General features: G+C 56.2%; 23 protein-coding genes. 14 read left to right on the top strand and 9 right to left on the bottom strand.

Annotation, left to right across the window (positions count from 1 at the left end; translation table 11 throughout):
- The 5 genes from WKI84_RS03595 to WKI84_RS03575 all read left to right on the top strand — a co-directional run.
- The coding region (locus WKI84_RS03595; protein ID WP_337862153.1) for a hypothetical protein at positions 1-256 on the top strand (256 nt) is incomplete at its 5' end.
- Between the two features lie 339 nt (positions 257-595).
- On the top strand, positions 596-1,135 hold the full coding sequence (locus WKI84_RS03590; RefSeq protein WP_337862152.1) for a hypothetical protein: 540 nt from the start codon (positions 596-598) through the stop codon (positions 1,133-1,135).
- A gap of 197 nt (positions 1,136-1,332) precedes the next feature.
- Entirely contained in the window at positions 1,333-1,518 is a 186-nt protein-coding gene (locus tag WKI84_RS03585; protein WP_337862151.1) for a hypothetical protein, read from the top strand.
- 97 nt (positions 1,519-1,615) lie between these two features.
- Positions 1,616-2,071, top strand: a complete 456-nt coding sequence (locus WKI84_RS03580; RefSeq protein ID WP_337862150.1) for a universal stress protein — start codon at positions 1,616-1,618, stop codon at positions 2,069-2,071.
- 105 nt (positions 2,072-2,176) lie between these two features.
- Positions 2,177-3,337: a hypothetical protein gene (locus tag WKI84_RS03575; protein ID WP_337862149.1), complete on the top strand. Its 1,161-nt coding sequence runs from the start codon at positions 2,177-2,179 to the stop codon at positions 3,335-3,337.
- A gap of 115 nt (positions 3,338-3,452) precedes the next feature.
- On the opposite strand, the gene WKI84_RS03570 is transcribed toward WKI84_RS03575, so the two are convergent.
- The 4 genes from WKI84_RS03570 to WKI84_RS03555 form a co-directional block, all read right to left on the bottom strand.
- A complete protein-coding gene (locus tag WKI84_RS03570; protein WP_337862148.1) occupies positions 3,453-3,788 on the bottom strand; it encodes a hypothetical protein in 336 nt (111 codons plus the stop codon).
- A gap of 84 nt (positions 3,789-3,872) precedes the next feature.
- Positions 3,873-4,481, bottom strand: coding sequence for a hypothetical protein (locus WKI84_RS03565; RefSeq protein WP_337862147.1), 609 nt, complete (start codon positions 4,479-4,481; stop codon positions 3,873-3,875).
- A 66-nt stretch (positions 4,482-4,547) separates the two neighbouring features.
- The gene (gene phaC, locus WKI84_RS03560) at positions 4,548-5,723 is read right to left on the bottom strand and encodes a class III poly(R)-hydroxyalkanoic acid synthase subunit PhaC (RefSeq protein WP_337862146.1); all 1,176 of its coding nucleotides are present in this window, start codon (positions 5,721-5,723) and stop codon (positions 4,548-4,550) included.
- Entirely contained in the window at positions 5,720-6,286 is a 567-nt protein-coding gene (locus tag WKI84_RS03555; RefSeq protein WP_337862145.1) for a poly(R)-hydroxyalkanoic acid synthase subunit PhaE, read from the bottom strand. The genes phaC and WKI84_RS03555 overlap by 4 nt, the downstream gene beginning before the upstream one ends.
- A gap of 1,006 nt (positions 6,287-7,292) precedes the next feature.
- On the opposite strand from WKI84_RS03555, the gene WKI84_RS03550 reads away from it, so the two are divergent.
- Positions 7,293-7,703 (top strand): hypothetical protein, encoded by a 411-nt coding sequence (locus WKI84_RS03550; RefSeq protein ID WP_337862144.1) that lies wholly within the window; start codon positions 7,293-7,295, stop codon positions 7,701-7,703.
- Positions 7,704-7,964: 261 nt separating this feature from the next.
- On the opposite strand, the gene WKI84_RS03545 is transcribed toward WKI84_RS03550, so the two are convergent.
- On the bottom strand, positions 7,965-8,558 hold the full coding sequence (locus WKI84_RS03545) for a hypothetical protein (protein ID WP_337862143.1): 594 nt from the start codon (positions 8,556-8,558) through the stop codon (positions 7,965-7,967).
- Between the two features lie 81 nt (positions 8,559-8,639).
- Positions 8,640-10,760, bottom strand: a complete 2,121-nt coding sequence (locus WKI84_RS03540; RefSeq protein WP_337862142.1) for a 3-hydroxypropionate--CoA ligase — start codon at positions 10,758-10,760, stop codon at positions 8,640-8,642.
- A 266-nt stretch (positions 10,761-11,026) separates the two neighbouring features.
- Between WKI84_RS03540 and WKI84_RS03535 the strand changes: the two genes are divergently transcribed.
- Complete coding sequence (locus tag WKI84_RS03535) at positions 11,027-11,560, top strand: thermonuclease family protein (protein WP_337862141.1); 534 nt, start codon at positions 11,027-11,029, stop codon at positions 11,558-11,560.
- Positions 11,561-11,583: 23 nt separating this feature from the next.
- Here WKI84_RS03535 and WKI84_RS03530 read toward each other — a convergent pair whose 3' ends face one another.
- Complete coding sequence (locus tag WKI84_RS03530) at positions 11,584-12,267, bottom strand: gamma-glutamyl-gamma-aminobutyrate hydrolase family protein (protein ID WP_337862140.1); 684 nt, start codon at positions 12,265-12,267, stop codon at positions 11,584-11,586.
- A gap of 86 nt (positions 12,268-12,353) precedes the next feature.
- On the opposite strand from WKI84_RS03530, the gene WKI84_RS03525 reads away from it, so the two are divergent.
- The 3 genes from WKI84_RS03525 to WKI84_RS03515 all read left to right on the top strand — a co-directional run bounded on the left by WKI84_RS03525 (position 12,354) and on the right by WKI84_RS03515 (position 15,093).
- Positions 12,354-12,815, top strand: coding sequence for a toprim domain-containing protein (locus WKI84_RS03525; RefSeq protein WP_337862139.1), 462 nt, complete (start codon positions 12,354-12,356; stop codon positions 12,813-12,815).
- 94 nt (positions 12,816-12,909) lie between these two features.
- The gene (dnaG, locus tag WKI84_RS03520; RefSeq protein WP_337862138.1) at positions 12,910-14,361 is read left to right on the top strand and encodes a DNA primase DnaG; all 1,452 of its coding nucleotides are present in this window, start codon (positions 12,910-12,912) and stop codon (positions 14,359-14,361) included.
- 27 nt (positions 14,362-14,388) lie between these two features.
- On the top strand, positions 14,389-15,093 hold the full coding sequence (locus WKI84_RS03515; protein ID WP_337862137.1) for a DUF120 domain-containing protein: 705 nt from the start codon (positions 14,389-14,391) through the stop codon (positions 15,091-15,093).
- On the opposite strand, the gene WKI84_RS03510 is transcribed toward WKI84_RS03515, so the two are convergent.
- Together WKI84_RS03510 and WKI84_RS03505 are read right to left on the bottom strand one after the other, a co-directional pair.
- Complete coding sequence (locus WKI84_RS03510) at positions 15,081-15,749, bottom strand: adenylyltransferase/cytidyltransferase family protein (RefSeq protein ID WP_337862136.1); 669 nt, start codon at positions 15,747-15,749, stop codon at positions 15,081-15,083. The genes WKI84_RS03515 and WKI84_RS03510 overlap by 13 nt on opposite strands.
- Positions 15,746-16,813: a class I SAM-dependent methyltransferase gene (locus WKI84_RS03505; RefSeq protein ID WP_337862135.1), complete on the bottom strand. Its 1,068-nt coding sequence runs from the start codon at positions 16,811-16,813 to the stop codon at positions 15,746-15,748. The genes WKI84_RS03510 and WKI84_RS03505 overlap by 4 nt, the downstream gene beginning before the upstream one ends.
- Before the next feature lie 84 nt (positions 16,814-16,897).
- On the opposite strand from WKI84_RS03505, the gene WKI84_RS03500 reads away from it, so the two are divergent.
- From WKI84_RS03500 to WKI84_RS03485, 4 genes are all read left to right on the top strand, one after another.
- The gene (locus tag WKI84_RS03500) at positions 16,898-18,091 is read left to right on the top strand and encodes a hypothetical protein (protein ID WP_337862134.1); all 1,194 of its coding nucleotides are present in this window, start codon (positions 16,898-16,900) and stop codon (positions 18,089-18,091) included.
- A 53-nt stretch (positions 18,092-18,144) separates the two neighbouring features.
- Entirely contained in the window at positions 18,145-18,447 is a 303-nt protein-coding gene (locus WKI84_RS03495; protein ID WP_337862133.1) for a hypothetical protein, read from the top strand.
- A gap of 90 nt (positions 18,448-18,537) precedes the next feature.
- Positions 18,538-20,031 carry a proline--tRNA ligase gene (proS, locus tag WKI84_RS03490; RefSeq protein ID WP_337862132.1) on the top strand — a complete coding sequence of 498 codons (1,494 nt, stop codon included), beginning with the start codon at positions 18,538-18,540 and terminating at the stop codon, positions 20,029-20,031.
- A gap of 23 nt (positions 20,032-20,054) precedes the next feature.
- Positions 20,055-20,717 (top strand): VTT domain-containing protein, encoded by a 663-nt coding sequence (locus WKI84_RS03485; RefSeq protein WP_337862131.1) that lies wholly within the window; start codon positions 20,055-20,057, stop codon positions 20,715-20,717.
- Positions 20,718-20,722: the final 5 nt, after the last annotated feature.

Raw genomic sequence — 20,722 nt, 5'->3', positions numbered from 1 at the left:
TCAAATCCCGCCCAGTCCACTCCCTTTCAGGTTTAGAACCTTTATTATCATTCTACATTGGCGACGTGATCCGAATAATATCCGCTTATTTGCAGCGGTAGTGCCAACAACATCCTACGCAGTATCTGCATACGACACAAAAATAAGCGCCACCGATACCCAAGGCAAAAATATGAAGCATGGTACATCCAAGACCAATATTCGCCCACTGGCTGGAGCTTCTATGCAAGAAAGACAACGTCAACAGGATTCATAAGCCCGCAACAGTACTCGGTAGGACAACCTTGTGACTCGTACACATATCAGATGAGGTTGAGAATAGCATACGATAGACCAACCTCCTCGTGGGTTGTATCGCATCAACAACCAAACGGCGCAACGTATTCAAAGTCATTTTCTGGCGGAGGTACAACCATTCAGAGCGGAACCTACGGTCACAATTATGCGGCCAATGTAATAGTAGCTAGTGACAGCCACTTCTCAACTGCACACGATGTATTCTTCTACCCCGCATATCCTATGTGCCCCGCTGCCCCGCAACCATAAAGAGAGAGAATGAGACCAACAGGTAAAAATTTCTCCTCTTTATTTTTGTATGAAAGACATGTACCTGATTAAATCGCGCAGAAATGCAGTTGCGGTGGCATCCATTGCTACAATAGCAGTGATTGCTTTATCGTTGTATTCCTATTCGTACATGAATTATGGGCGGCTCACTTTATGGCAGATCCATCCCAAACTAGTCTCATCCCTTACATCATTCAACGAGCTATCTCGGGAGACGGTTGACCACAACGCAAAATTAGCTGAGGCCATCAAGGAAGTCACAATCAAGTATGACCGTGCAACCCAAGATTGCCCTGCGCAGCGGCTTGTATTTTGCGATATCCCCTCTGCCACAAGGTACACAACCAGCGTAACGCTAGATGAATACACGTCGCTTGCAAACGCCATTTCGTTCGCTAACTTGGATGACAGCAATAATAATGACAGTAACACTTCTGCAGCCAATGTCAAATACAGATGTATGCATGAAAACTTGGCTGATAACACACATGAGGAATACTGCTATTACATCATCGAACTAGAACAAACAGTCATGTCTAAATGGCTGAAGATAAATCAGTCAACGTAGGCGGAGAATGGGGTGGTCAGCCTCATGGCGCTCAAGCAACTTGCGCTGAAACTTCTTCCCGGCGGTAGCGTGTTTAGAAGCCTTATATTGTCAGAGCCGGATTATCTCCCGCGGCAGGAAGCCTGCATTTGCATGCGGCGCGCAAATCATCGCGCAGCCGGCAAAAATCATTTTTAAGATTACTTCCTTTACTGTGTATGCAAACAGGGAAAAAAGAATTTGAAAAGCTGAATGAAAGGAAAAAGCACTATCAGGTTGTCGACGATGATACCATCCAGAGCCTTATCCGGTATTACAAGATAGAATGTGGCAGCCGCGAGCAAAGGGACGATATGTTGCGGTTCGTCAAAGACGTTGGGATAAAAGGCGACACGCTTGCCTAGCATACCTTGCCGTACAGGACGGCTCTAGAAACGGCGCGGGCTATTTCCCGGCCTGCGCGATGCTTATCTACACAGCGCCACAAACCATGGCTGTCATATGCTGCAAAGGATCTTGGTGCCCTACGACTTTTCCGAGCCGTCCGGCAGGGCGCTCCAGTTTGCGGCCGAGATAGCCCGCCTTGCCAAGAATTCGCAGCTCTGCGTCCTGCACATAGTAGTCGACGTCCCCACCCGGATAGGGATGGAAATAGCTCTGGGCGAAAACAGCAACAACAGCAGCGAGCTTGCCGAGTTCACCGACGACATGATGGCGCAGCTCAGAAAGAGCGTTGGAAAGGTGCTCAAAGACAGCGGTGGGCTGGACCTGAAATACGAGGTGGTGGTGGGAGGCGATCCGGTCGAGCGCATCCTCCAGGCAATCGGCAAGGACAAGATCGACCTGGTGGTCATGGGGAGCGCGGGGCACAAGGGCCTTGGCAAGCTGATGGGCATAGGCAGCGTGTCGAGAAACGTGATGGAAAAGTCTGCCAAGCCTGTCACCATAGTCCACTAGCTCCTCCGGGCAATTGGATGTGGCAGCATCATGCCATTGCGCCGCTCTGGCGCCCGGCACTGCCACACGCAGATTCTTTTTATATTAGACTTTTCTAGAGCGGCCATGAAAAGCTCGGCCATATCGACGCTTGCACTGGTCGTGATGCTTGCTGGTTCTGTCCTTTCCATGTCTCTCTTTGCCGGAACCGCCTCCGCCCAGGTTGCTGCTGTGATGACACTTGCCACCGACAAGGCCGCGTACAACCCCGGCGACCCCATAGTCGCAAGCGGGAACGTGGGAACGATCCAGCCGGGAGTGCTCGTCGCTTTCACGCTTATCGCTCCAAACGGCGCCATCCAGATACCGCTGGCAGTTACGCCCGACCCGGCGACTGGCGCATACACGGGCACCATCTCCAAATACACTGTGCCAAAGGAGGGCACGTACCGGCTGGTCGCAAGCTATGGCAAGGTCAAGGCCGAGGTGAAATTTGACATCGGCAAGGCCCAGCCTGACAAAGGCGTCAAAAACTGCGACGTGACTAAATACGTCTGCGTGACTGTGACAAAGCCAAATGCCGTATCAAAGTACATGACCGACTCTGGCTATGGCCTCCAGTTCAATCCCGGCGACACCGTGACGCTCCCCCTGTGGGTGAGCCGCGAAAGGAGCGGCAGCTCGTACCTCGTCCAGAGCGCGACGCTGACTGTCACCGGCCCGGGCACGACAAAGGCTTTTGACAAGACGTACGACTCGGACCACTTTTACAGGTACTGGTCAGACGTGCAGACCATGGGGATAGGGGGCGCCAAGTTCTACACCCAGACGTTCAAGCTGCCAGACAACGCGCCTGCAGGCACCTACACGGCCAAAATATACACAAGCGTCCCGAACAAGCTGCAGAGCCTGCTTGAAGACACGATAACCTTTACAGTCGGCAAGCCCCTGCCAAAAGGCTCGGGCGTCCTTGTCACCATGAGCGGGTCCGGCCCCGTTTATGTAAAGCTGCAGAGCATCAAAGACCAAAAGACGAACGCCGGCCCGCTCATCGCCCGGTTCACGATGGATTTCAACCCGCGGCCTTCTGCCGGCTACAAGCTGACTGCAGACAACGGCTGGGCGTGCAAGGACACGGGCGGAATGATCGACTGCGTCGGCACGAAAGGGCCGCTGGGGCCGGGCAAGAAGGTGACGTTCAAGGTAAACAGGCCGCTCGACGGGGTCAGCTGGTCTGCCTATGACGCGGCAGGCACGCTGCTTGACAGCGGCAGGGCCAAAAGGTAGCAGATATAGCGACGACAACGGCGGCAGCGGCGGCGCGCAGCAAATTCGCTAGCAAAGGCAGCGTAAAACCGGGTGCGCGGAAAAAAGAAAAGAGAAGGGACTTTCTCTCTTGCTGCTACTCGTGCTGCTGCTTTGATGACGACGATGATGGCTTGTTGGTACCTGCAGCGCCCTGCTCGTACTCGCTTCCTGTGGGCGCGGCGCCGGCCGTCCCCTTTGCCATGCCCTTGCTGCGCAGTATCTCCTTGGCGCGCTCGGGGTCTGTGCCTTCCTGTCCGGGCTCTACTATCTTTTGGTCAGAAGGGTCCCTCTTCACCGCTGTCGGCTCGTGCTCCTTTATCTTGGCCGGAGTCATCGGCTCTTTAGAGCGGTACTCCTTGAGCGGGTCGTCCTTCCTTTCCACTTCTGTCCCCTGAGCGCCTTCCTCGTATTGTCTTTCTTTTTCGGACATAGTAAAAGTAGGAATCTGGCATATTAACGAGTTTTTGCGCATGGAGACAGATCATACACTCCTATCTTTTTTCTTGAGGATAGCTCAATAGTCTACCCTGTCGTGCTTGCGGAATGCGATATAATACCCGCCGGCGGCGGCAGCGGCGGCGATCACGTACCAGACGGGGATGACAAAGCTGCCGCCGAGGTCTATGGCCCCGACGTGCATCGAAGTCCAGTCGGACGCCTGCATCAAGAGCCCGCCTTTTGGGTCGCTTGCGAGGGGGACGAGCGCCCTGTTTGCAAACCACGCAAAGTCCTCGACCGTTATCGCAGTCACCAGGTTTGCGCAGCCGAGCAGGAACGCCTTGCCGCGCTTGTGGCGGCCAAGCAGCCTGAACGTCATGTCGTCCCACATTGCGGCAAAGCTGATGAGCACGAATATGAACAGCATCGGGAACAGGTGGTACTGGTACATGTTGCCGATTATGGGCGCAGTCTCTCTGCTCCTGTCGCCGTTTGTATCGATCACCTGTACCTCGCCGTTGGAGATCTGGAGCGCAGGGTCCTTGATGTAATAGTACTCTAGATGCGCAAAGCTGACCGCAAAGACCGCGCAGACGACTGCGGTCGATATGAACTCGACCCTGCGGGCGCCCAGGTGCTTCAGTATGTGGTCGCGCTGCGATAGCCTGCTGTGATCCTCCACCACTGCATTGCACTATACACAGAAATCGTACTTTTGCTTTGCGGGCTGTGTTTCTCTCTTTTTGTTATCCTATTGCGAGCGCGCCTTGAGCCACTGGCCGACCTTTGGAAGCACGTTGTTCTGCGAGTACGAGCTGGCTATCAGGCCGACGTGGCCCGTGTGGAACCTCATCAGGCGCTTGTCCTGGCTTGACACCATGTCGTTGAGGGGCACGCTGCACTCCGGAGACACCAAGTGATCCTCGTCTGCCACGATGTTCAGCAGCGGGACCGTTATCCTGGACAGGTCGACTACGAGGTCGCCCAGCATGAACTCGTTCTTGGCGAGCAGGTTCTTCTGGTAAATGTCAGAGATCCACTGCCTGAACGTCTCGCCGGCTATGGCAGGCGTGTCGTACAGCCACTTTTCTATGCGCAAAAAGTTGCCGACAAACGACTCGTTGTCGATGTTCTGCACCAGATTAAAGTACTTGGCAACGCCCTGCTTGAACGGCTTGAGCGCCGAGTAGCAGGCGTAGAGCTGCTCCGGCGGGAAATTGCCAATCGTGTCGCGCATCTTGTCCACGTCCATGTTCTTGGCCATGTTGCCGATGACCGTGGAATCGCGCTCGGCGTCTATCACCGGCGCCAGGGTCGCAAGGTTGCGCACCTTTTCCTGGTGGAGCGCCGTGTACATAGCCGACATGGTTGCGCCCATGCAGTAGCCGTGCAGCGTCAGCTTGTCCTCCCTGGTCTTTTTCAGCACCGTCTCGACGCAGTCGTCTATGTGGCCGTTCACATAGTCGTCAAACGACATGTACTTGTCGACTGCCGCCGGCTCCTTCCAGTCTATGAGGTAGACGTCGAACCCCTGACTCAACAAGCTGCGGATCCAGCTCTTGTCAGGCTGCAGGTCAAGCACGTACGACTTGTTGATGAGCGCGTATACCGTGAGGATGGGCGTCTTGGCAGTCTTGCTGACGACAGGCTGGTAGTGCAAAAGCCTGTACGCCCTGTTTTCTGCCACGACCTCGTGCGGCGTCTGGCCCACCGGGACCGTGGCTGCTTTGTGCAGTATCGCCCTGACTTTTTCCAGCCTGCGATAGTTCTCCTGCAGCTCGTCCAGCTCTTTCTTTGCTGCTGCTACAGCAGCAGGTGCCGTCGCCGGCTGTTGCTGCGGCCCTGCTGTGGCAGGTGCCGGCGCGCCGGCCTGCGGCCTCTGGTCCGAGATGCTGGAGGATGTGGGCAAAGTTTCCTGCGCGTTCATTTGCCGCCTGCAGCCTCCTTTTTCAGGTTCCTTACCTCCCTCTTGAGCTCGTGTATGTCCTTCAGTATCTCGTCTATCTCGCTCCGGGTCGGCAGGTTGAGCACCTTGAAATTCTTCTCTGTGATGTTCTGGAGCGCCCTTGACATGTCCAGCTGCGCGCTGAACAGCTTGCCGTATGCGGTCGAGAACTCGGCAGAAGCAAACAACCCCGTGAACGCGTCTTCAAAGGCGTCGATCATTGCCTTGCGGTAGTTCTCGAAATCTTCCTTCGACGCAAGCTGCCTGGGGGCGTTCTGTGCCGTGTCAGCCGACGCCTTTGCGTACGCCGCGTTCACCAGAGACCAGTACTTGTCAAGGTGGGCCCTGATCTCGGCCATCGTCTTGCCAAGCTCTACAAACTCGTTTGCATAAGCCGAAAATTCCTTGGAGAACGCGTACATCGGGCCTATAGTGGGCATCTTCATGACCTCTGACCACATGTCAAACATCACCTTGCTGCTATTGCTGACCTGGTCCTGCGCCAGGATTTTGCTGCTATTATTGTTATTGTTATCTTCAGTCATCGTCGTCCAGTCACCTATTAATTATTGCCAACATTAGGACAGCACTGGCTAACTATTATAGTTTCTTGGTCTAGGATATTCATGACTGTAATAATGATATTGTAAATTTTACACTATAATCTGGAATTAGCGGGGGTTCTGCAATCGCAGAAAGTAGGTATTGTCAGCTGAGGTGGAAATTCGTCGCATGTGCAATTGCAGGTTTTGCATGTTTTTCTGATAAACATTTTATAAAGGAAGCGCCCGCCTTCCGGTGCCAGCACAGTAGCTGGCTGCGGGCTCGTAGCTCAGCATGGATAGAGCGCCTGCCTTCTAAACGCCGCATAGTCGTCGGGGACAGCCGGAAGTCGTGGGATCGAAGCCCACCGGGCCCGCTTTTTCCAAATATCGAGTCCATGCCTTAAAAGCGCAGAAAACACGAAATTAGCGGAGGGAATATGCAGCGAAACAACAGCAGCCGTAAAAAGAAGGACCTTCTGAAGGATGATGATGATGCAAGAAGATGGTACTAGAACCTGCGCAGAAGCAGCAAGCTGAATGCAAACGTGTGCCTGCAGGGGTAGTAGTTACACATCGCCACACCCACGTCCAGACTGGGTAGAATCTGACTACTTCGTAGTTCCCAGCAAAATATCATCAATATCGTAATATCAAATGGATTCCATCAGACACCCGGCTATGCCTCAAATAACAACCCAAACGACTACACTAAAGGAACAGGTGGAGGGCAAATATCAAGTTACAATACCAACCCCTGCCCATCTCCAATTTTCCGGGACCAGATAATAATCTGGTACAAGAGGGGAAGTGGATGGACATGGCGGCAACAGGGTCATATCGGATCCACCAATTTTGGAGAGCCTGATCCAGAAATAAACGATTGCCGTTGGCCGATCGATTGGTGGGGTTCATATGTATACTGGTGGCACAGTCGCTATTAAGCGACCTCCTGCATCTTTTATATTTTCTTTCCAACAATGAATCAAAGGAGTATATTGCAAGTTAAATGCCAAGAATGGTCATAATAGCAACAATATTCGTCGCTATCCTTATCGGCATTGGGGCTGTTGTTTACCTTTACAATTTTTTCGTACCGCCCCCGGATGAGCAAGAGTTGCCTGACAAGAAGATACTCAATAATCTTCGCCAAACACCAGAGGTCAAAGCATTTGCAGCAAAATATCCTGAATCGACTGCTATTGTTGACAGAAGCGGAAATATCGTTGTCCAGTATTCGCCAGACCCCTCAAGCACTACCGGAGAATATTCTCTGACGCTATTGGCACAAGTCTCTAACGAAGGCAGGCTCCAATCAATGCATATCCAATGCGTTTCCAATGACGGCCAACAGGTTGAGAGAATATATCTTGACCTAGTAAATTACATACAAACTGAGAGATGCCAAAACAAAATATAGTTTCGGAATGGAGTATTAAAGATAAATTTGAATTCGGACTCGATATAGCGGCCCGGTGATCCCTGACCCTGCAGTTTTCTCGCATGATAAAACGATGATGATAACTGTTTTATGAAATGCCTGTATGATAGTACCGCAGCGGCGTCCTGCAGTGCGGCAGGGGTTTCGGTTCCGTTCACCCTGCCTGCATGTTGCGGCGGGGAAAGGCCAAATACGGAACTGGCCGACAAGATAGCCCCGCCGCGCAGGGCCCTCTTTTCGCTATTTCTTTAAAGAAGAGGATGATGACGATGACGACGATGCAAGCGCGTACGCGCCTCCGGCGGCATACGACGCCGCAATGAGCATCCTTGACAGCATGACTGCGATGTCCTGGTGCGCTGCAAACAGCGAGCTGTCTATGACGAATGCGACGGGCAGCGCCGCAAGCGATATAGCCGCCACCAGCAGCTGCTCGCGGTTGTCAAGGCCGCTGTACCTTTTCATCATCAGATAGGTCGAGAGGTTGCCAAGCCCGATTCCAAGCAGTATGAAATACTGGTAGAACGCCGGCGCCAGGCCGATGGCTGCAAACGGGCCCGCCCACGAAACCCCGTTGAGGGCCTTTGCCGCCGTCGGCCACCTGACGCTGTTCTTCATCCTGCCCTTTATCGCCGGCACCGCTTTTCGGAACCTTGGCCCGGCAAGCCCAAAGACGGCTGCAAAGCTGCCTATCCATATCGCCGCGTAATAGTAGGCCGGCGCGCTGTTGAGGAATGCCAGCTCTGACAGGACCGCGCCTGCCCCCACTGCGGCAGAGACTGCCACGAACAGGACGCCAAACGCCCGCCTGGTGACAAGCGCCGAGTTTTCCATCGTGCTGCCCTCCTATATGCAGAGAGATAATTTAAAGTAAAAAGAAGAAAGAGAAAAAGGGAAAGGGGCCGTCGTCATCGTCTACTGCTTGGCCTGGCCGGAGACCTTGGCCCACTTGTACAGGGCGCCTGCCGCCGTGACCCACTCTATCACGGAATGGTAGACGGGCACGTTGGCGTCTTCGATGCGCCGCGAGATGTCCCTCGTGAACGGGCCTCCCATCGCGCCCACGACCACAGGCTTTTTCTTTTCCTTCTGGAACGACGCCAGCACGTCGACTATGGTCTCTTCGAGCGGGTCGTCCTGGAAGACGAACCACGGCATGATGATGTCGACGTTGGGGTCGTCCATGAACGCCTGGATGGCAAACCTGTAGTCGTCGGCGTTTGCAGAGCCGGTGATGTCGCACGGGTTGCCTATCACGTAGGTGGGCGGGTAGTGCTCCTTGAACGCCTTCTTGGTCTGCTCTGAAAGCTCTGCCACTTGCAGGCCGAGGCGCTCAAAGTTGTCGATGGCCGCTATGATGGGGCCTGCGCCGTTTGTCACAAGCGCCACGCGGTTGCCTTTCGGGGCAGGCTGCCAGTTGAGCGCCTTGAGCGCGCTTGTCAGCTCCTCGTACGAGTCCACAGATATTATTCCAGCCTGTTCCATCGCGCCCTTGACCACGCCAAACGAGCCTCCAAGCGAGCCCGTGTGAGACGCGGCCTGCTTGGCGCCCCTTGCAGACCTGCCGTTCTTGAACACGACAATCGGCTTCTTTCGCTCGGTTATGACGCGCTTGGCGGTGTTCATGAACTTGCGCCCGTCGCCTAGTCCCTCGACGTAGAGGCCGATCACCTTGGTGTTCGGATCCTCGGAGAGGTACCAGATCATGTCCGCCTCGTCGACGTCGGACCTGTTGCCGTACGAGATCATCTTGCTCATGCCAAACGCATCGGCAGTCTCCATGAAGGCGATGCCTACCGTGCCTGACTGCGACAGGAAAGCGACGTTGCCATCCTTTGGCCTGAGCATCCTCTTCTCGCCCTGGAACGCGCAGTCCAGCCTGTTTGCGCCGTTGAACATGCCGATGCAGTTGGGGCCGATGATGCGTATCTTTAGCTCCTGGGACAGCCGCTTGACCTCTGCCTCTATCGCGGCGCGCTCGCCTCCAAGCTCCTTCCCGCCGCCCGAGATAACGACAAAGTTGTGGTTGCCTTTTTTGGCCGCCTGCTTCAAGAGCTCTGGCACGAACTTCAGGTCCACAGTCACGATGACAAGGTCGACCTTTTCAGGGATGTCGTCGATGCTCTTGTATGCCTTTATTCCCATTATCTCCGGGTAGCCCTTGGCGTTGACCGGGAATATCTTGCCCGGATAGCGCTTCAGGCTCTCTAGCACCGAGTTGCCGACCTTGCCCGGCTCTGGCGACGCGCCGATGAGGGCGACTGATTTGGGGTTGAAGAAGAGGTCCATGTTGGTCGAGTCGGGCTGCGCCTCGGAGATGGCGCCATGGTCGACCTGCTGCCTCAGTATTATCTTGGCGTCGACTACAAAGTAGCTCTTTTCGTAAAAGATGACTGGATTAAAGTCGATGCTCTCATAGTAGGCGGCCATGTCTGTGCCCAGGTTGCCGATGCTTACCAGCGCGTCGGCTATCATGTTCTTGTCAACCGGCGCCGCGCCGCGGAAGCCTTCCAGTATCTTCTTGCCCTTCAGCTCCTCTATCATCGAGAGGGCGTCCTGCCTTGTGATGGGGAGCACGCGGAACGTGACATCTTTGAATACCTCGGTATAGATGCCTCCGATGCCTGCCATGATTATCGGGCCAAACTGCGGGTCGTTCTGCAGGCCGACTATGAGCTCGGCGCCGGGGGGCACCATCTTTTCCAAGAGCACGCCCTTGACCGTGCTGTACTGCTTGGACAGCCTGCCGTGCATGTCGCTGAACGCCTCCCTTGCCTGCGCCTCGTTCTGCAGGCCGACCTTGACCCCCTTTACGTCGGTCTTGTGCAGTATCTCGGGTGACACTATCTTGGCGACGAGCGGAAAGCCGATCTCTTTGGACTTGCTCTCTGCCTCGGCCTCGCTTGTTACAAGCGCGTACGGCGGGACATTGACGCCGTACTCTGTCAAAACCTGCTTAGCCAACTCTTCAGTGATTACCTTTTCCTTGGTTGCAAAAACGTCATCAAAGATCTTCTGGACCTTTTGATTGGCCATATCTGTGATCGTCGGAAAAGCTTCCCAAGCTTCTTTTAAAGTTAGCGAACGCCTGCCTAAAGATTTCTACATCAAACGTTACTTGGTTTAATAATAACACGCACACACATGCATACATGCGGAGAAGGCGCTGGCCGGTAAAAGCCCGCGTATTCTGGCAACATGGCGGCCATGCTTGACGGCCCGGAACGGTTCGCCCCGTGTAGAGCTCCTCCTTTGCAAGAAAGAAAGAGGTTAATTAGGCGCTAGCCGCCAGAAGGAAAAGAGTGAGAAAGGCTTCTCCTGCGGCTGCCGCGTCGGCAACAATACTGGTGATCTCGGCAGCCCTGCTTGTGATGCTGGCTACCGGCAGTAGCATGGCGGCGGCCCCTGCCGATAGCGCGCCAACGTCTGCCGGCAAAAAAACAGCATCAGCGGCGCCGGCAGCGGCGTGCGAAGGAAAGGCGCTGTGCATGGTGGATAAGGTCAAGAGGATAGTAGATGGCGACACGCTTGTGGTGGGCAAGCGCACCATCCGCCTGTCGCTCACGAACACGCCAGAGCGGGGCGAGCAGGGGTTCAAGGAGGCAAAGGCGTTCACGCGCACCATGTGCCCTGTAGGCTCGACTGCGACAGTCGACCAGGACGACCTGCAAAAGACCGACAGGTACAAGCGCACCGTTGGCAAGGTGACGTGCGCAGGCAAGGTGCTCAACGCCGAGCTGCTTTACAGCGGACATGCAGACATACTGACCCGGTACTGCGCCAAGAGCGAATTTTCAGACGAGTCGTGGGCCCGGCAATACGGCTGCAGGGCGTAAAGGCCGGTTTGCCAAAGAAAGAGTCATAGATTTTGGAAAAAGTTCCTGTAGACCAGGCGGCACTTTTCTTCAAGCGACGCAGCGATGTCTCTGGCTGCGGGTGACAGGATCTCCCGCTCGTCCAGCCCCTCGGCCTTTACTTCTGCTCTATACTCTTTGAGCCACGACCTTATCATGCGCTCGTCGACTTCAAGGTGGAACTGGACGCCGACTGCGCTCCCTATCTGGAAGGATTGCGGATAGAGGTCAGAGCGCGCAAGCACCTTTGCCTGCTCTGGGAGCTCGTACGTGTCGCCATGCCACTGGAACACCGTCATCTCCCTGCCTGCGCCGGCAAACAGCCCTTTCTGGCCCTCGGCAGTGATAGAGACTTTGTGCCAGCCTATCTCTTTCCTTTTGCCTTTAAAGACGCGCCCGCCTGCCGCCTGCGCTATCAGCTGCGAGCCAAGGCAGATGCCCAGTACTGGCACATTTTTTCCAATGGCGCGCCGTATCAGCTCCTGCTCTTGCTGCAAGTATTGCAAATTATCATAGACTGCCATCGGGCCCCCGAGTATGACAAGCGCCGAGTAGCCCTGCGCGTCCCTGGGCATCCTGTCTGTCTGCGCGCTGATGCTTTCGACTGCAAAGCCGTCCTGCTCCAGCAGGCGCTCAAACGTGCCAAGCGTCTCGCACGCAATGTTCTGCACCGCCAGGACTTTTTTCAACTGTATTGCACGGTAGTGATGGCAGCAGAGAGCGATATTTATTCCAAAAGTGTTAAATCGTCCTTGCGCCCAGTAACAGGCGCCCGATGGCGGGATATTATTATTACCAACCATCCTCATCATCACCTTCTGGCGACGAGCAGGTCATCGAAAAACTGCGCGGTTTTATAGAAATGCTCAACGAAGAGTACGAGCGTGGCTCGGTGGTGGTCGTCGAGGGCAAGAGGGACGCCGCGGCTCTGGAGCGCATCGGCTTTACCGGCAGTCCGGCCGTCTTTCACAACTTCAAGGGCGTCGTCGACTTTGTCGATTCCCACGCAGGCAGAAAGATAATCCTGCTCCTTGACATGGACCGGACTGGCCGCCACCTGACGAGCCGCCTCCTGTCGCAGCTCCAGTCCCGGCGCAACAGCGTCAGCCTCTTTTACAAGCACGCCCTGGCAAGGATAACAAACGGCAAGGTGAGGCACGTCGAGGACCTGACCATATACGCGCAGCAGATGGCCGGTGTGACGGGCTCCCGCAAGGACCTCTACTTCTACACCTGACCGGTCTCTCAAGTTCTACAAAAGCACTTATATTCGAGCAGGCGGGAATTTCAGTCGGTAACGAGTAAACCAGTTACGAGGTATTGAAGAAAAATTGCCTAGCACAGGAATAGTAAAGTATCATGTTAAGTTAAAGTTTGAAGTTGATGGGATGGTCGAAAAGGCTGACATTATCGGTGCTATTTTTGGACAGACCGAGGGCCTTTTGGGGCCGGAGATGAACCTCAACGAACTGCAAAAAGTGTCCAAGGTTGGAAGAATCGAAGTGAACGTCGAGACCAAGGGGAGCGTAGCCAAGGGCGACGCGCTCATACCCATGAGCACCGACATCTCTACTGCCGCGCTGATAGCCGCCGCGATAGAGAGCATAGACAAGGTCGGCCCCTTCCAGGCCAAGTTCCAGCTCGTCGGCATAGACGACATCCGGGCGATAAAGAAGAAGGTCATCGTCGACCGCGCCAAAAAAATAGTGCAGGACTGGGCCACCAAGACGATAAGCGAGGGCGAAGAGATGCTCAAGGACGTTTACGACGCAAGCAAGCCCGGCAAGCTCACATCGTACGGCAAGGCGCAGCTGGCCTGCGGCACCGGCGTCTTTGAATCAGACTGGATAATACTGGTAGAGGGGCGGGCCGACGTCATCAACCTGCTGCGAGCAGGGTACGACAATGCCATCGCAATCGAGGGCGCCAAGATAGACGAGACCTTCCTCAACCTCACGCAGGGCAAGAAGGTCGTGGCGTTCCTGGACGGCGACAGGGCCGGCGACCTCATCCTCAAAGAGCTGTCCGGCGTAGTCAAGATAGACAAGGTGCTTCGCGCGCCCACCGGCAGGGAGGTGGAGGAGTGCACGCCGCTAGAGATTTCCGAGATATTGAAAGGTGCCTTTGAAAACGGCCAGCTTGTCCCGCAGGAGGCGACAGCAGCTCCGCAACCGCCGCAGCACGAGGAGCCGATGCGCCACGAAAGGCGCGAAAGGGACGACCGGGGCGGCGGTGGCTACCGCGACCGTGGCGGATACCGTGGACGCGACCGTGGCGGATACCGTGGACGCGAAAGGGACGACCGGGGCGGCAGTGGCTATCGCGGACGAGACAGGGACCGCGACTATCGCGACAGGGAGTACCACGAGCGCCCGCCTCAACAGCAGCAACAAGAGTCGTACGAGCCGGCAGCCGTTGCCGAGCCTCAGCAGCAGGCTCCTGTAACGCCTGGAGTGCCATCCGGCGAAGCCGCAAGCGACGCGCCAGAGGTGCTGACTGCGATTCGCGACGTGTACCCGCAGATCAACGAGACGCTTGAGGCAGTCCTGATGGACGGCTCGATGAAGCACCTGCTCAAGGTCCCGGTGTCTGAAGTCATCAAGAGGCTCGACTCGGCAGAAGGCGCCAAGTACCTAGTGATCGACGGCATCGTGACGCAGCGGCTCGTAGACGCGGCAGGCAAGGCGGGCATCGAGTACATCGTAGGCCACAGGACCACCGACGTGAAAAAGTCACCCGAGATCAAGGTCAGGACTTTTGGCGATGTGGGCATCACGAACTAACCACAGTAACAACAATAACAGAAAACTATGATGCCGGCCGAGATAAAGCTCCAGCACATACTCACGATGGTGCAGCTCCTGTCAAAGGGGGCGCGCCACAACTTTGTGGAAGTGACCACCTCTGACCTTGGCAAGAACATCGGCCGCTCGCAGCAGGCGGCGTCCAAGCATTTGCTCGACCTGGAAAACTCGGGCTATATCGAGCGAACAAGGCGCGGCCAGAAATTTGCAGTGCGCATAACCGACAAGGGCTATTCCGAAATAGAGGGCCTTTTTGCGTCGCTAAAGTCGGCACTCGAGTCGGCGCCGGCCACCATCGACTTTGAGGGAAGCGTGGTGTCCGGCATGGGCGAGGGCGCGTACTACATGTCCCTTGACGGCTACCGCAAGCAGTTCCGGGACAAGCTCGGTTACGAGCCCTACCCTGGCACGCTCAACGTGCGCCTGGTGGACCCGCTCTACATGAACGCCCGGCGCGAGCTTGGGCGCCACCCGTCCATCTTTATAGACGGCTTTTCAGACGGCGCCCGCACCTACGGCTGGGTCAAGTGTTACCGGGCCACGGTGAACGGCGTTGTCGAGAACGCGGCCGTCCTGGTTCTAGAGCGCACGCACTATGACGACAGCATGCTTGAGGTGATAGCGCCGGTCTCGATCAAGGACGCGGCAGGCATCAAGAACGGCGACAGGGTCAAGGTGCGCGTGCACATCAGAAATCCTCAGATGCCGTAGATTGTGTCGCCAAGCTCTTCTTTCATCTTGGAGCTCTTGGAGCCCGGTATCGGGGTCGAAAGCCGGGTCACCTGCACGTTCAGGCCGCGCTTTTTGCAGTTCTCGGCCACGTCCTTTTCGCTGTGCGCCTGGTCGTACCCGAGAGCGATCACGTCCGGCCTGACGTACTCGACCGTGTCGTAGAGCGTGCCTTCCCTCCCTATCAGGGCAAGGTCTACAAAGTTGAGCGACTCGACCAGCTCTTTGCGCAGGCTCTCGTCGTGGTATATCTTGCGGTCTTTTTTGATCTTTTGGGCAGTCGCAGTGCGCGCTATTATGACTACAAGCACGTCGCCGATCTCTTTGGCGGCCTTGAGCGTGTGTATGTGGCCGGGGTGGATGAGGTCAAAGACGCCCCCTACGAGCACCACCTTGATGGCGTCGCGGCCGATAAAAGTGAGCTTTTCCTTGTCTTTTTCAACGAGGCCCTTTGCGGCAAGTGCCTTTATCCTGTCTTCAAAGAGTTCGCGGCTGACAGGGAGCCTGCGCCTTATCCGCTCGTAGGGCGCGACCGCCGGCTCTAGCGCGCTGGCATAGAGCGAAGCAAGCACTGCCTTGTCTACGGGGTCCATCGATGTGTGGCAGCCCTTGTCAGCTGCGCTTATGCTATAAATCATTGCTTTTGCCGTGGCTTCTTGCAGACGTAGTAATAGTTGAATATGTCGCCCTCGACTGTTTTTACTTGCGGCATACCGAACCCTGCCTCTGCAAGCATCTCCCTTGCCTTCTGCTCGCCCCACGCCGTGCCAAGGCCCATGCCCCCGTACGCAAGCGACACCGTCATGCAGTGCATCGTCGAGAAAGTATAGATGGCAGGGCCAAGCGGCCTGCCAATGTTTTCGTGAACGTTGCTCGACGCGGCGACATCCTGCATGAGGAACGTGCCACCCCGGCGCAGCGCCCTCCTGACAGCCCTGAGCACTTTGTCCGGCCGTGCCTGGTCGTGTATGGTGTCAAACGCAGTCACCAAGTCGTACTTTTTCCTGTCTGCCATCCTGGCCGCGTCTACTACTTTAAAGTGGGCGTTTTTCAGGCCCATCCTGGCCGCCTCCTTTTTTGCCGCCCTTATGCCCTCAGTTGAAAAGTCATAGCCGTAAAACCTGCTCTTTGGAAACGCCTTTGCCATCAGGTTGACGGCGTGGCCCGTCCCGCAGCCGATGTCGAGCACTTCTGCCCCTCCGTTCTCTAGTTTTTGCATCACGCCCTTGCCTGCAAGCGGCAGTATCTGGTCCAGAAGCCTTGCGTCAAAGACGCGCGCAGTCTCTTCTGCCTGCAGCTGCTGGAATTTCGGGTACGCCGAGTACGGAACCCCGCCTCCATTGCGGAAGCATTCTACAATCCTGTCCTCGACGTTTCCCATGAGGGCGATGTACTGTGTGAACACTGCAATGTTGTCAATGCCTGCCTTCCGGGTCAGGCATGCCGCGCGGTCGGGGGGCAGGCGGTATTTGCCGGCGGCAGGGTCGTACTCTGCTATTTTTCCAACGACCATTGCGCCCAGCCACTCGCGCACGTACCGCTCGTTCAGCTTTGCAGCTTTTGCGATCTCGGTGCTGGTGGAAGGCGGCATCTCGGCCATCACGTCAAAGAGCCGCACCTTGTACCCGACGCTCACCATCAGGCAGAGCATGCCGTCGTTTAGGATCTCTAGCATCCTGCTCCCAAAATCGTCGCTGCCCATACTACTATATGACGGCAGTATGGGGTGGGGATGAAAAGATAAACTTTAAGCAAATAAGGTACTGGCGTGCATTATTACTTCTGAATGTCGTCGTCGCCGGCAGAGATCAAGCGCCGCCTGGAGCAGAACTGGATCCAGTTCCTTGCCGCCAACTCGGCCAAGCTGTCGATGGACAGGCTCGACGGCGCGACGCCGCCTTCCGTCTTTGTCGGCAGGTACGGCTACCCGAAGGTGCGCGTCGGGCCGATGATACCCCCGATGCACGGCGACACCTCGATACTTGACAGGACAGAGATGTGGGTGGGCAAGAGCCTGGAAGAGATTGCGGCCTACCGCCTTTCCCTTGTGAGGGGGGTCGCAAACGTCAGCGTCGGCGACGTGACTGGCCGCTACATCGAGGGCTTGCAGGAGCTTGCCATGTCCGAGCGCCCCGCCGAGAGCGAGGCCACTTTTGAAAAGCGCCCGCTTGCAGACACGGATCTTGAAAGAGAGCTGCGGCTGAACACCGAGGCCGCGCCGTTCGGCCCTGCCGCGCCGATAAAGACGTTCAAGCCCTCGTCGTCGCTCTCTGCCGACCAGCGCATCGAAAAGGCGTTCTACGACTCTGACCTGAAGGCGTCAGACGCTGTCATGGAGCTCTACAACAGGGGCGTGGACGCAAGCAGCATACACCGCGTGCTCAGCGTTGGCATGCTCGGGGTAAAAAAGAACCGCCGGCTCGTCCCGACGCGCTGGAGCATCACTGCAACCGACGACATGATCTCTGGCAGGCTTGTGAAACAGAACGCGCAGTACCCTGCAATCGACCTTTACGAGGTGAGGCAGTATTCGCACCTTGGCAACTATTATTCGGTGGTTCTTGTGCCAGAGAGTGCATGGAACTTCGAGATGATCGAGTCGTGGTACGCCGGCGACGGCAGGATGGCAGTCGGCGCAGACTATGAAGACGCCCGGGGCCTCGACCACTACCCCACAATTGCCGGCGCCTATTTTGCCGCCCGCCTCGCAGTGGCAGAGCACCTGTCGAGGAGGCGCCGCAGCGCGTCGGCGCTCGTGTTGCGGGAGATCCACCCCGAGTACGTGATGCCTGTTGGCGTCTGGCAGATAAGGGAGGGTGTGAGGGAGGCCATGAAGAAAAGGCCGGCAAGGACGTTTGACAGCCTCGACTCTGCGATAACGTTTGCGTGCTCGACCATGTCGCAGTCCAAGGCCGAGATAGTAAAGCACAGCCGGCTGTACCGCACCCTGCGCACGCAGACGCGCATCACGGATTTTTGAAAAGAAAGAAAAGAAGAGTCATATACCGCCGTTACGGAGTGGGTGGCAGAGCAATGAGCGACTCACCACTCCCTGAAGGTGTCAAGCATCTTGTCCCTGTCAAACCGGTGGAAAAGGCACCCAAGCTGACCGATGAAGCCAAGAAGGAGCTGCAGAGCGTGGGCATGATGGACGACAAGGGCAAGCTAAAGATCAAGGGCGTGAGCCCCAAGATGCTCAAGCGCATGAAGCAGGAGGCAGTCGACTGCCCCGTCCTGCAAAAAGAGATCGCATTTGTGCAGTGCTACGTCTGCCGCAATTTCCACAGCCGCATCTCTGGCAAGGTCTACTGCAAGGGCGAGCCGCTCACCTACTAGTAGAAAAATAGCAGGCAGATCATCAGATAGCAGAGGTAGGTAGGTGGGTAGACAAAACTTCATAACCCTGCTAGATTGCTTGCACAGCTGGTGAGCTCGTCCCAAAAAGAATCAGTCGGCATCACGGTGAAAAAGGCCGACGACTTTTCAGAGTGGTACACGCAGGTAGTCATCAAGGCAGGGCTTGCAGACTATGCACCCGTAAAGGGGTTTATCGTGCTGCGCCCGTACGGCTATGCCATCTGGGAGTCAATCCGCGACCTTTTGGACAAGAGGTTCAAAGAGACGGGCCACCAGAACGGCTTTCTGCCAGTCCTGATACCTGAGAGCCTGCTTGCCAAAGAGGCCGACCACTTTGCCGGCTTTACCCCCGAAGTGTTCTGGGTGACAAAGACGGGCAACAACGAGATAGGTGAAAAACTCGCCCTCCGTCCGACTTCTGAAACACTGGCATACTCTATCTTTGCAAAGTGGATAACAAGCTACCGCGACCTGCCGCTTAAAATCAATTTCTGGAACACTGCGCTCCGGGCCGAGATCAAGGCGACCAAGCCGTTTGTGCGCACGTCAGAGTTCCTGTGGCAGGAGGGGCACACCGTTCATGCGACTGAAGAGGAGGCGGAGAAGGAGGTGATGGCGATACTTGACATATACCGCGAGGTGATAGAGGATTTCATCGCAGTGCCGGCTATCCGGGGCTTCAAGAGCGACAAGGAAAAGTTTGTCGGCGCAAAGTACACGACGACGCTTGAAGGCATGATGGCAGACGGCAAGGCGCTCCAGATGGGCACGTCGCACCACCTCGCCCAGAACTTTTCCAGGCCTTTTGAGATCAAGTTCCTGGGCAAGGACACCAAGGAGCACTTTGCGTGGCAGACCTCGTGGGGCGTCTCGTGGCGGCTGATAGGCGCGCTCATCATGGTGCACGGCGACGACAAGGGGCTGATACTGCCCCCGAGGATCGCGCCTGTGCAGGTCGTCATAGTCCCGATACACAAGGACAAGGACGCAGAGGCAGTCAAGGCGCACGCGCACGAGCTGGCGTCAGAGCTGCGCAGGGCGGGCGTGAGGGTGCACGTGGACGACCGGGACGAATACACTTCTGGATGGAAGTTCAACGAGTGGGAGCTCAAGGGCGTGCCGCTCCGGGTAAACATCGGCGCCCGGGATATTGAAAAGGGGCAGGTGGAATTTGTCAGGCGCGACAGCCGGGAAAAGAAGCAGGCGCCACGCGCCGCGCTGGTGCAGGAGGCAAACAGCCTGCTGGAAAGCATCCAGTACGATCTCTACAGCCGGGCAAAGCAGATGCTCGACTCTTTCATCAGCCGGCCGGCGACCTACGGCGAGTTCAAGGGCGTCATCGAGGGCAGGGGCGGCTTTGCCAGCGCAGGCTGGTGCGGCTCGCCTGAATGCGAAACCCGGATAAAGGAAGAGACGGGCGCCGACATTCGCGTCATACCGTTTGACCACCAGCAAGGCGGCCAGGATCGCAACAACAACGGCAACGACAGCGACAGCAGCAACAAGTGCATCTATTGCGGCCAGCCTGCCAAGAAGGTGGCCATGTTTGGAAGGGCGTACTAGGAAATGGAAGCGAGCTAGCCCCCTTGATCAGCCTTGACGACCTGTTCCCGTTCAGCGACGAACTTGGATACCTGAGCATTCTGCTCATCAGCTTTATCGGGAGCCTGATCGTCTTTGTCCCCGTCCCTTACTTTCCAGTCATCCTGGCCGCCGCCCTTTCAAGCAAGTTCGACCCGCACGTCATAGCGCTCGTAAGCGCGCTTGGCACCGTGATAGCCAAGACCATCATATTCTTTGTCAGCTATTACGGCAGGAAGGTGCTCTCCGACCAGACCAAGCAGAGGATGCTCCCGCTGCAGAGGCTGGTCAGCAGGTACGGCTGGCCCGGAGCGTTCATCGCGTCTGCCACGCCGATCCCCGATGACATCGTCTACATACCGCTTGGGCTTGCCCGGTACAGCCCGTGGAAGTTTGCCCTTGCGACCTTCGGGGGCAAGGTGGTGATGAACGAGGCCATAGTCTGGGGCACCGTGTATTTCGGCAGGCCGATTGCCGAGGATGTCATTGGCGGCGCGACTGACAACAACACACTGATCATCATAGGGGTGGCAAGCATCGCCGTAATGGGCGTCATCATATACTACACCCTCAAGATAGACTGGGGCAAGCTTCTTGGCAGGTGGTTCCCATGGGCTGTCAGAGAGGAAGGAGAAGGAGGAGGTGACGGCAAGGACAGCAAGACGTAATGATA

This window comes from Nitrososphaera sp. (genome assembly GCF_037447015.1).
In the GTDB taxonomy this organism is placed as follows: Archaea; Thermoproteota; Nitrososphaeria; order Nitrososphaerales; family Nitrososphaeraceae; genus Nitrososphaera.
Note: the sequence above shows the minus strand (reverse complement) of the source record. Positions and strands in the feature narration are given on the sequence as shown.

Coding starts and splice junctions, on each gene's coding strand:
- WKI84_RS03590 (WP_337862152.1), top strand. CDS start 596: ATGAAAGACATGTACCTGATTAAATCGCGCAGAAATGCAGTTGCGGTG.
- WKI84_RS03585 (WP_337862151.1), top strand. CDS start 1,333: ATGCAAACAGGGAAAAAAGAATTTGAAAAGCTGAATGAAAGGAAAAAG.
- WKI84_RS03580 (WP_337862150.1), top strand. CDS start 1,616: ATGCTGCAAAGGATCTTGGTGCCCTACGACTTTTCCGAGCCGTCCGGC.
- WKI84_RS03575 (WP_337862149.1), top strand. CDS start 2,177: ATGAAAAGCTCGGCCATATCGACGCTTGCACTGGTCGTGATGCTTGCT.
- WKI84_RS03570 (WP_337862148.1), bottom strand. CDS start 3,788: ATGTCCGAAAAAGAAAGACAATACGAGGAAGGCGCTCAGGGGACAGAA.
- phaC (WP_337862146.1), bottom strand. CDS start 5,723: ATGAACGCGCAGGAAACTTTGCCCACATCCTCCAGCATCTCGGACCAG.
- WKI84_RS03555 (WP_337862145.1), bottom strand. CDS start 6,286: ATGACTGAAGATAACAATAACAATAATAGCAGCAAAATCCTGGCGCAG.
- WKI84_RS03550 (WP_337862144.1), top strand. CDS start 7,293: ATGCCAAGAATGGTCATAATAGCAACAATATTCGTCGCTATCCTTATC.
- WKI84_RS03545 (WP_337862143.1), bottom strand. CDS start 8,558: ATGGAAAACTCGGCGCTTGTCACCAGGCGGGCGTTTGGCGTCCTGTTC.
- WKI84_RS03540 (WP_337862142.1), bottom strand. CDS start 10,760: ATGGCCAATCAAAAGGTCCAGAAGATCTTTGATGACGTTTTTGCAACC.
- WKI84_RS03525 (WP_337862139.1), top strand. CDS start 12,354: ATGGCGGGATATTATTATTACCAACCATCCTCATCATCACCTTCTGGC.
- WKI84_RS03515 (WP_337862137.1), top strand. CDS start 14,389: ATGATGCCGGCCGAGATAAAGCTCCAGCACATACTCACGATGGTGCAG.
- WKI84_RS03510 (WP_337862136.1), bottom strand. CDS start 15,749: ATGATTTATAGCATAAGCGCAGCTGACAAGGGCTGCCACACATCGATG.
- WKI84_RS03505 (WP_337862135.1), bottom strand. CDS start 16,813: ATGGGCAGCGACGATTTTGGGAGCAGGATGCTAGAGATCCTAAACGAC.
- WKI84_RS03500 (WP_337862134.1), top strand. CDS start 16,898: ATGTCGTCGTCGCCGGCAGAGATCAAGCGCCGCCTGGAGCAGAACTGG.
- WKI84_RS03495 (WP_337862133.1), top strand. CDS start 18,145: ATGAGCGACTCACCACTCCCTGAAGGTGTCAAGCATCTTGTCCCTGTC.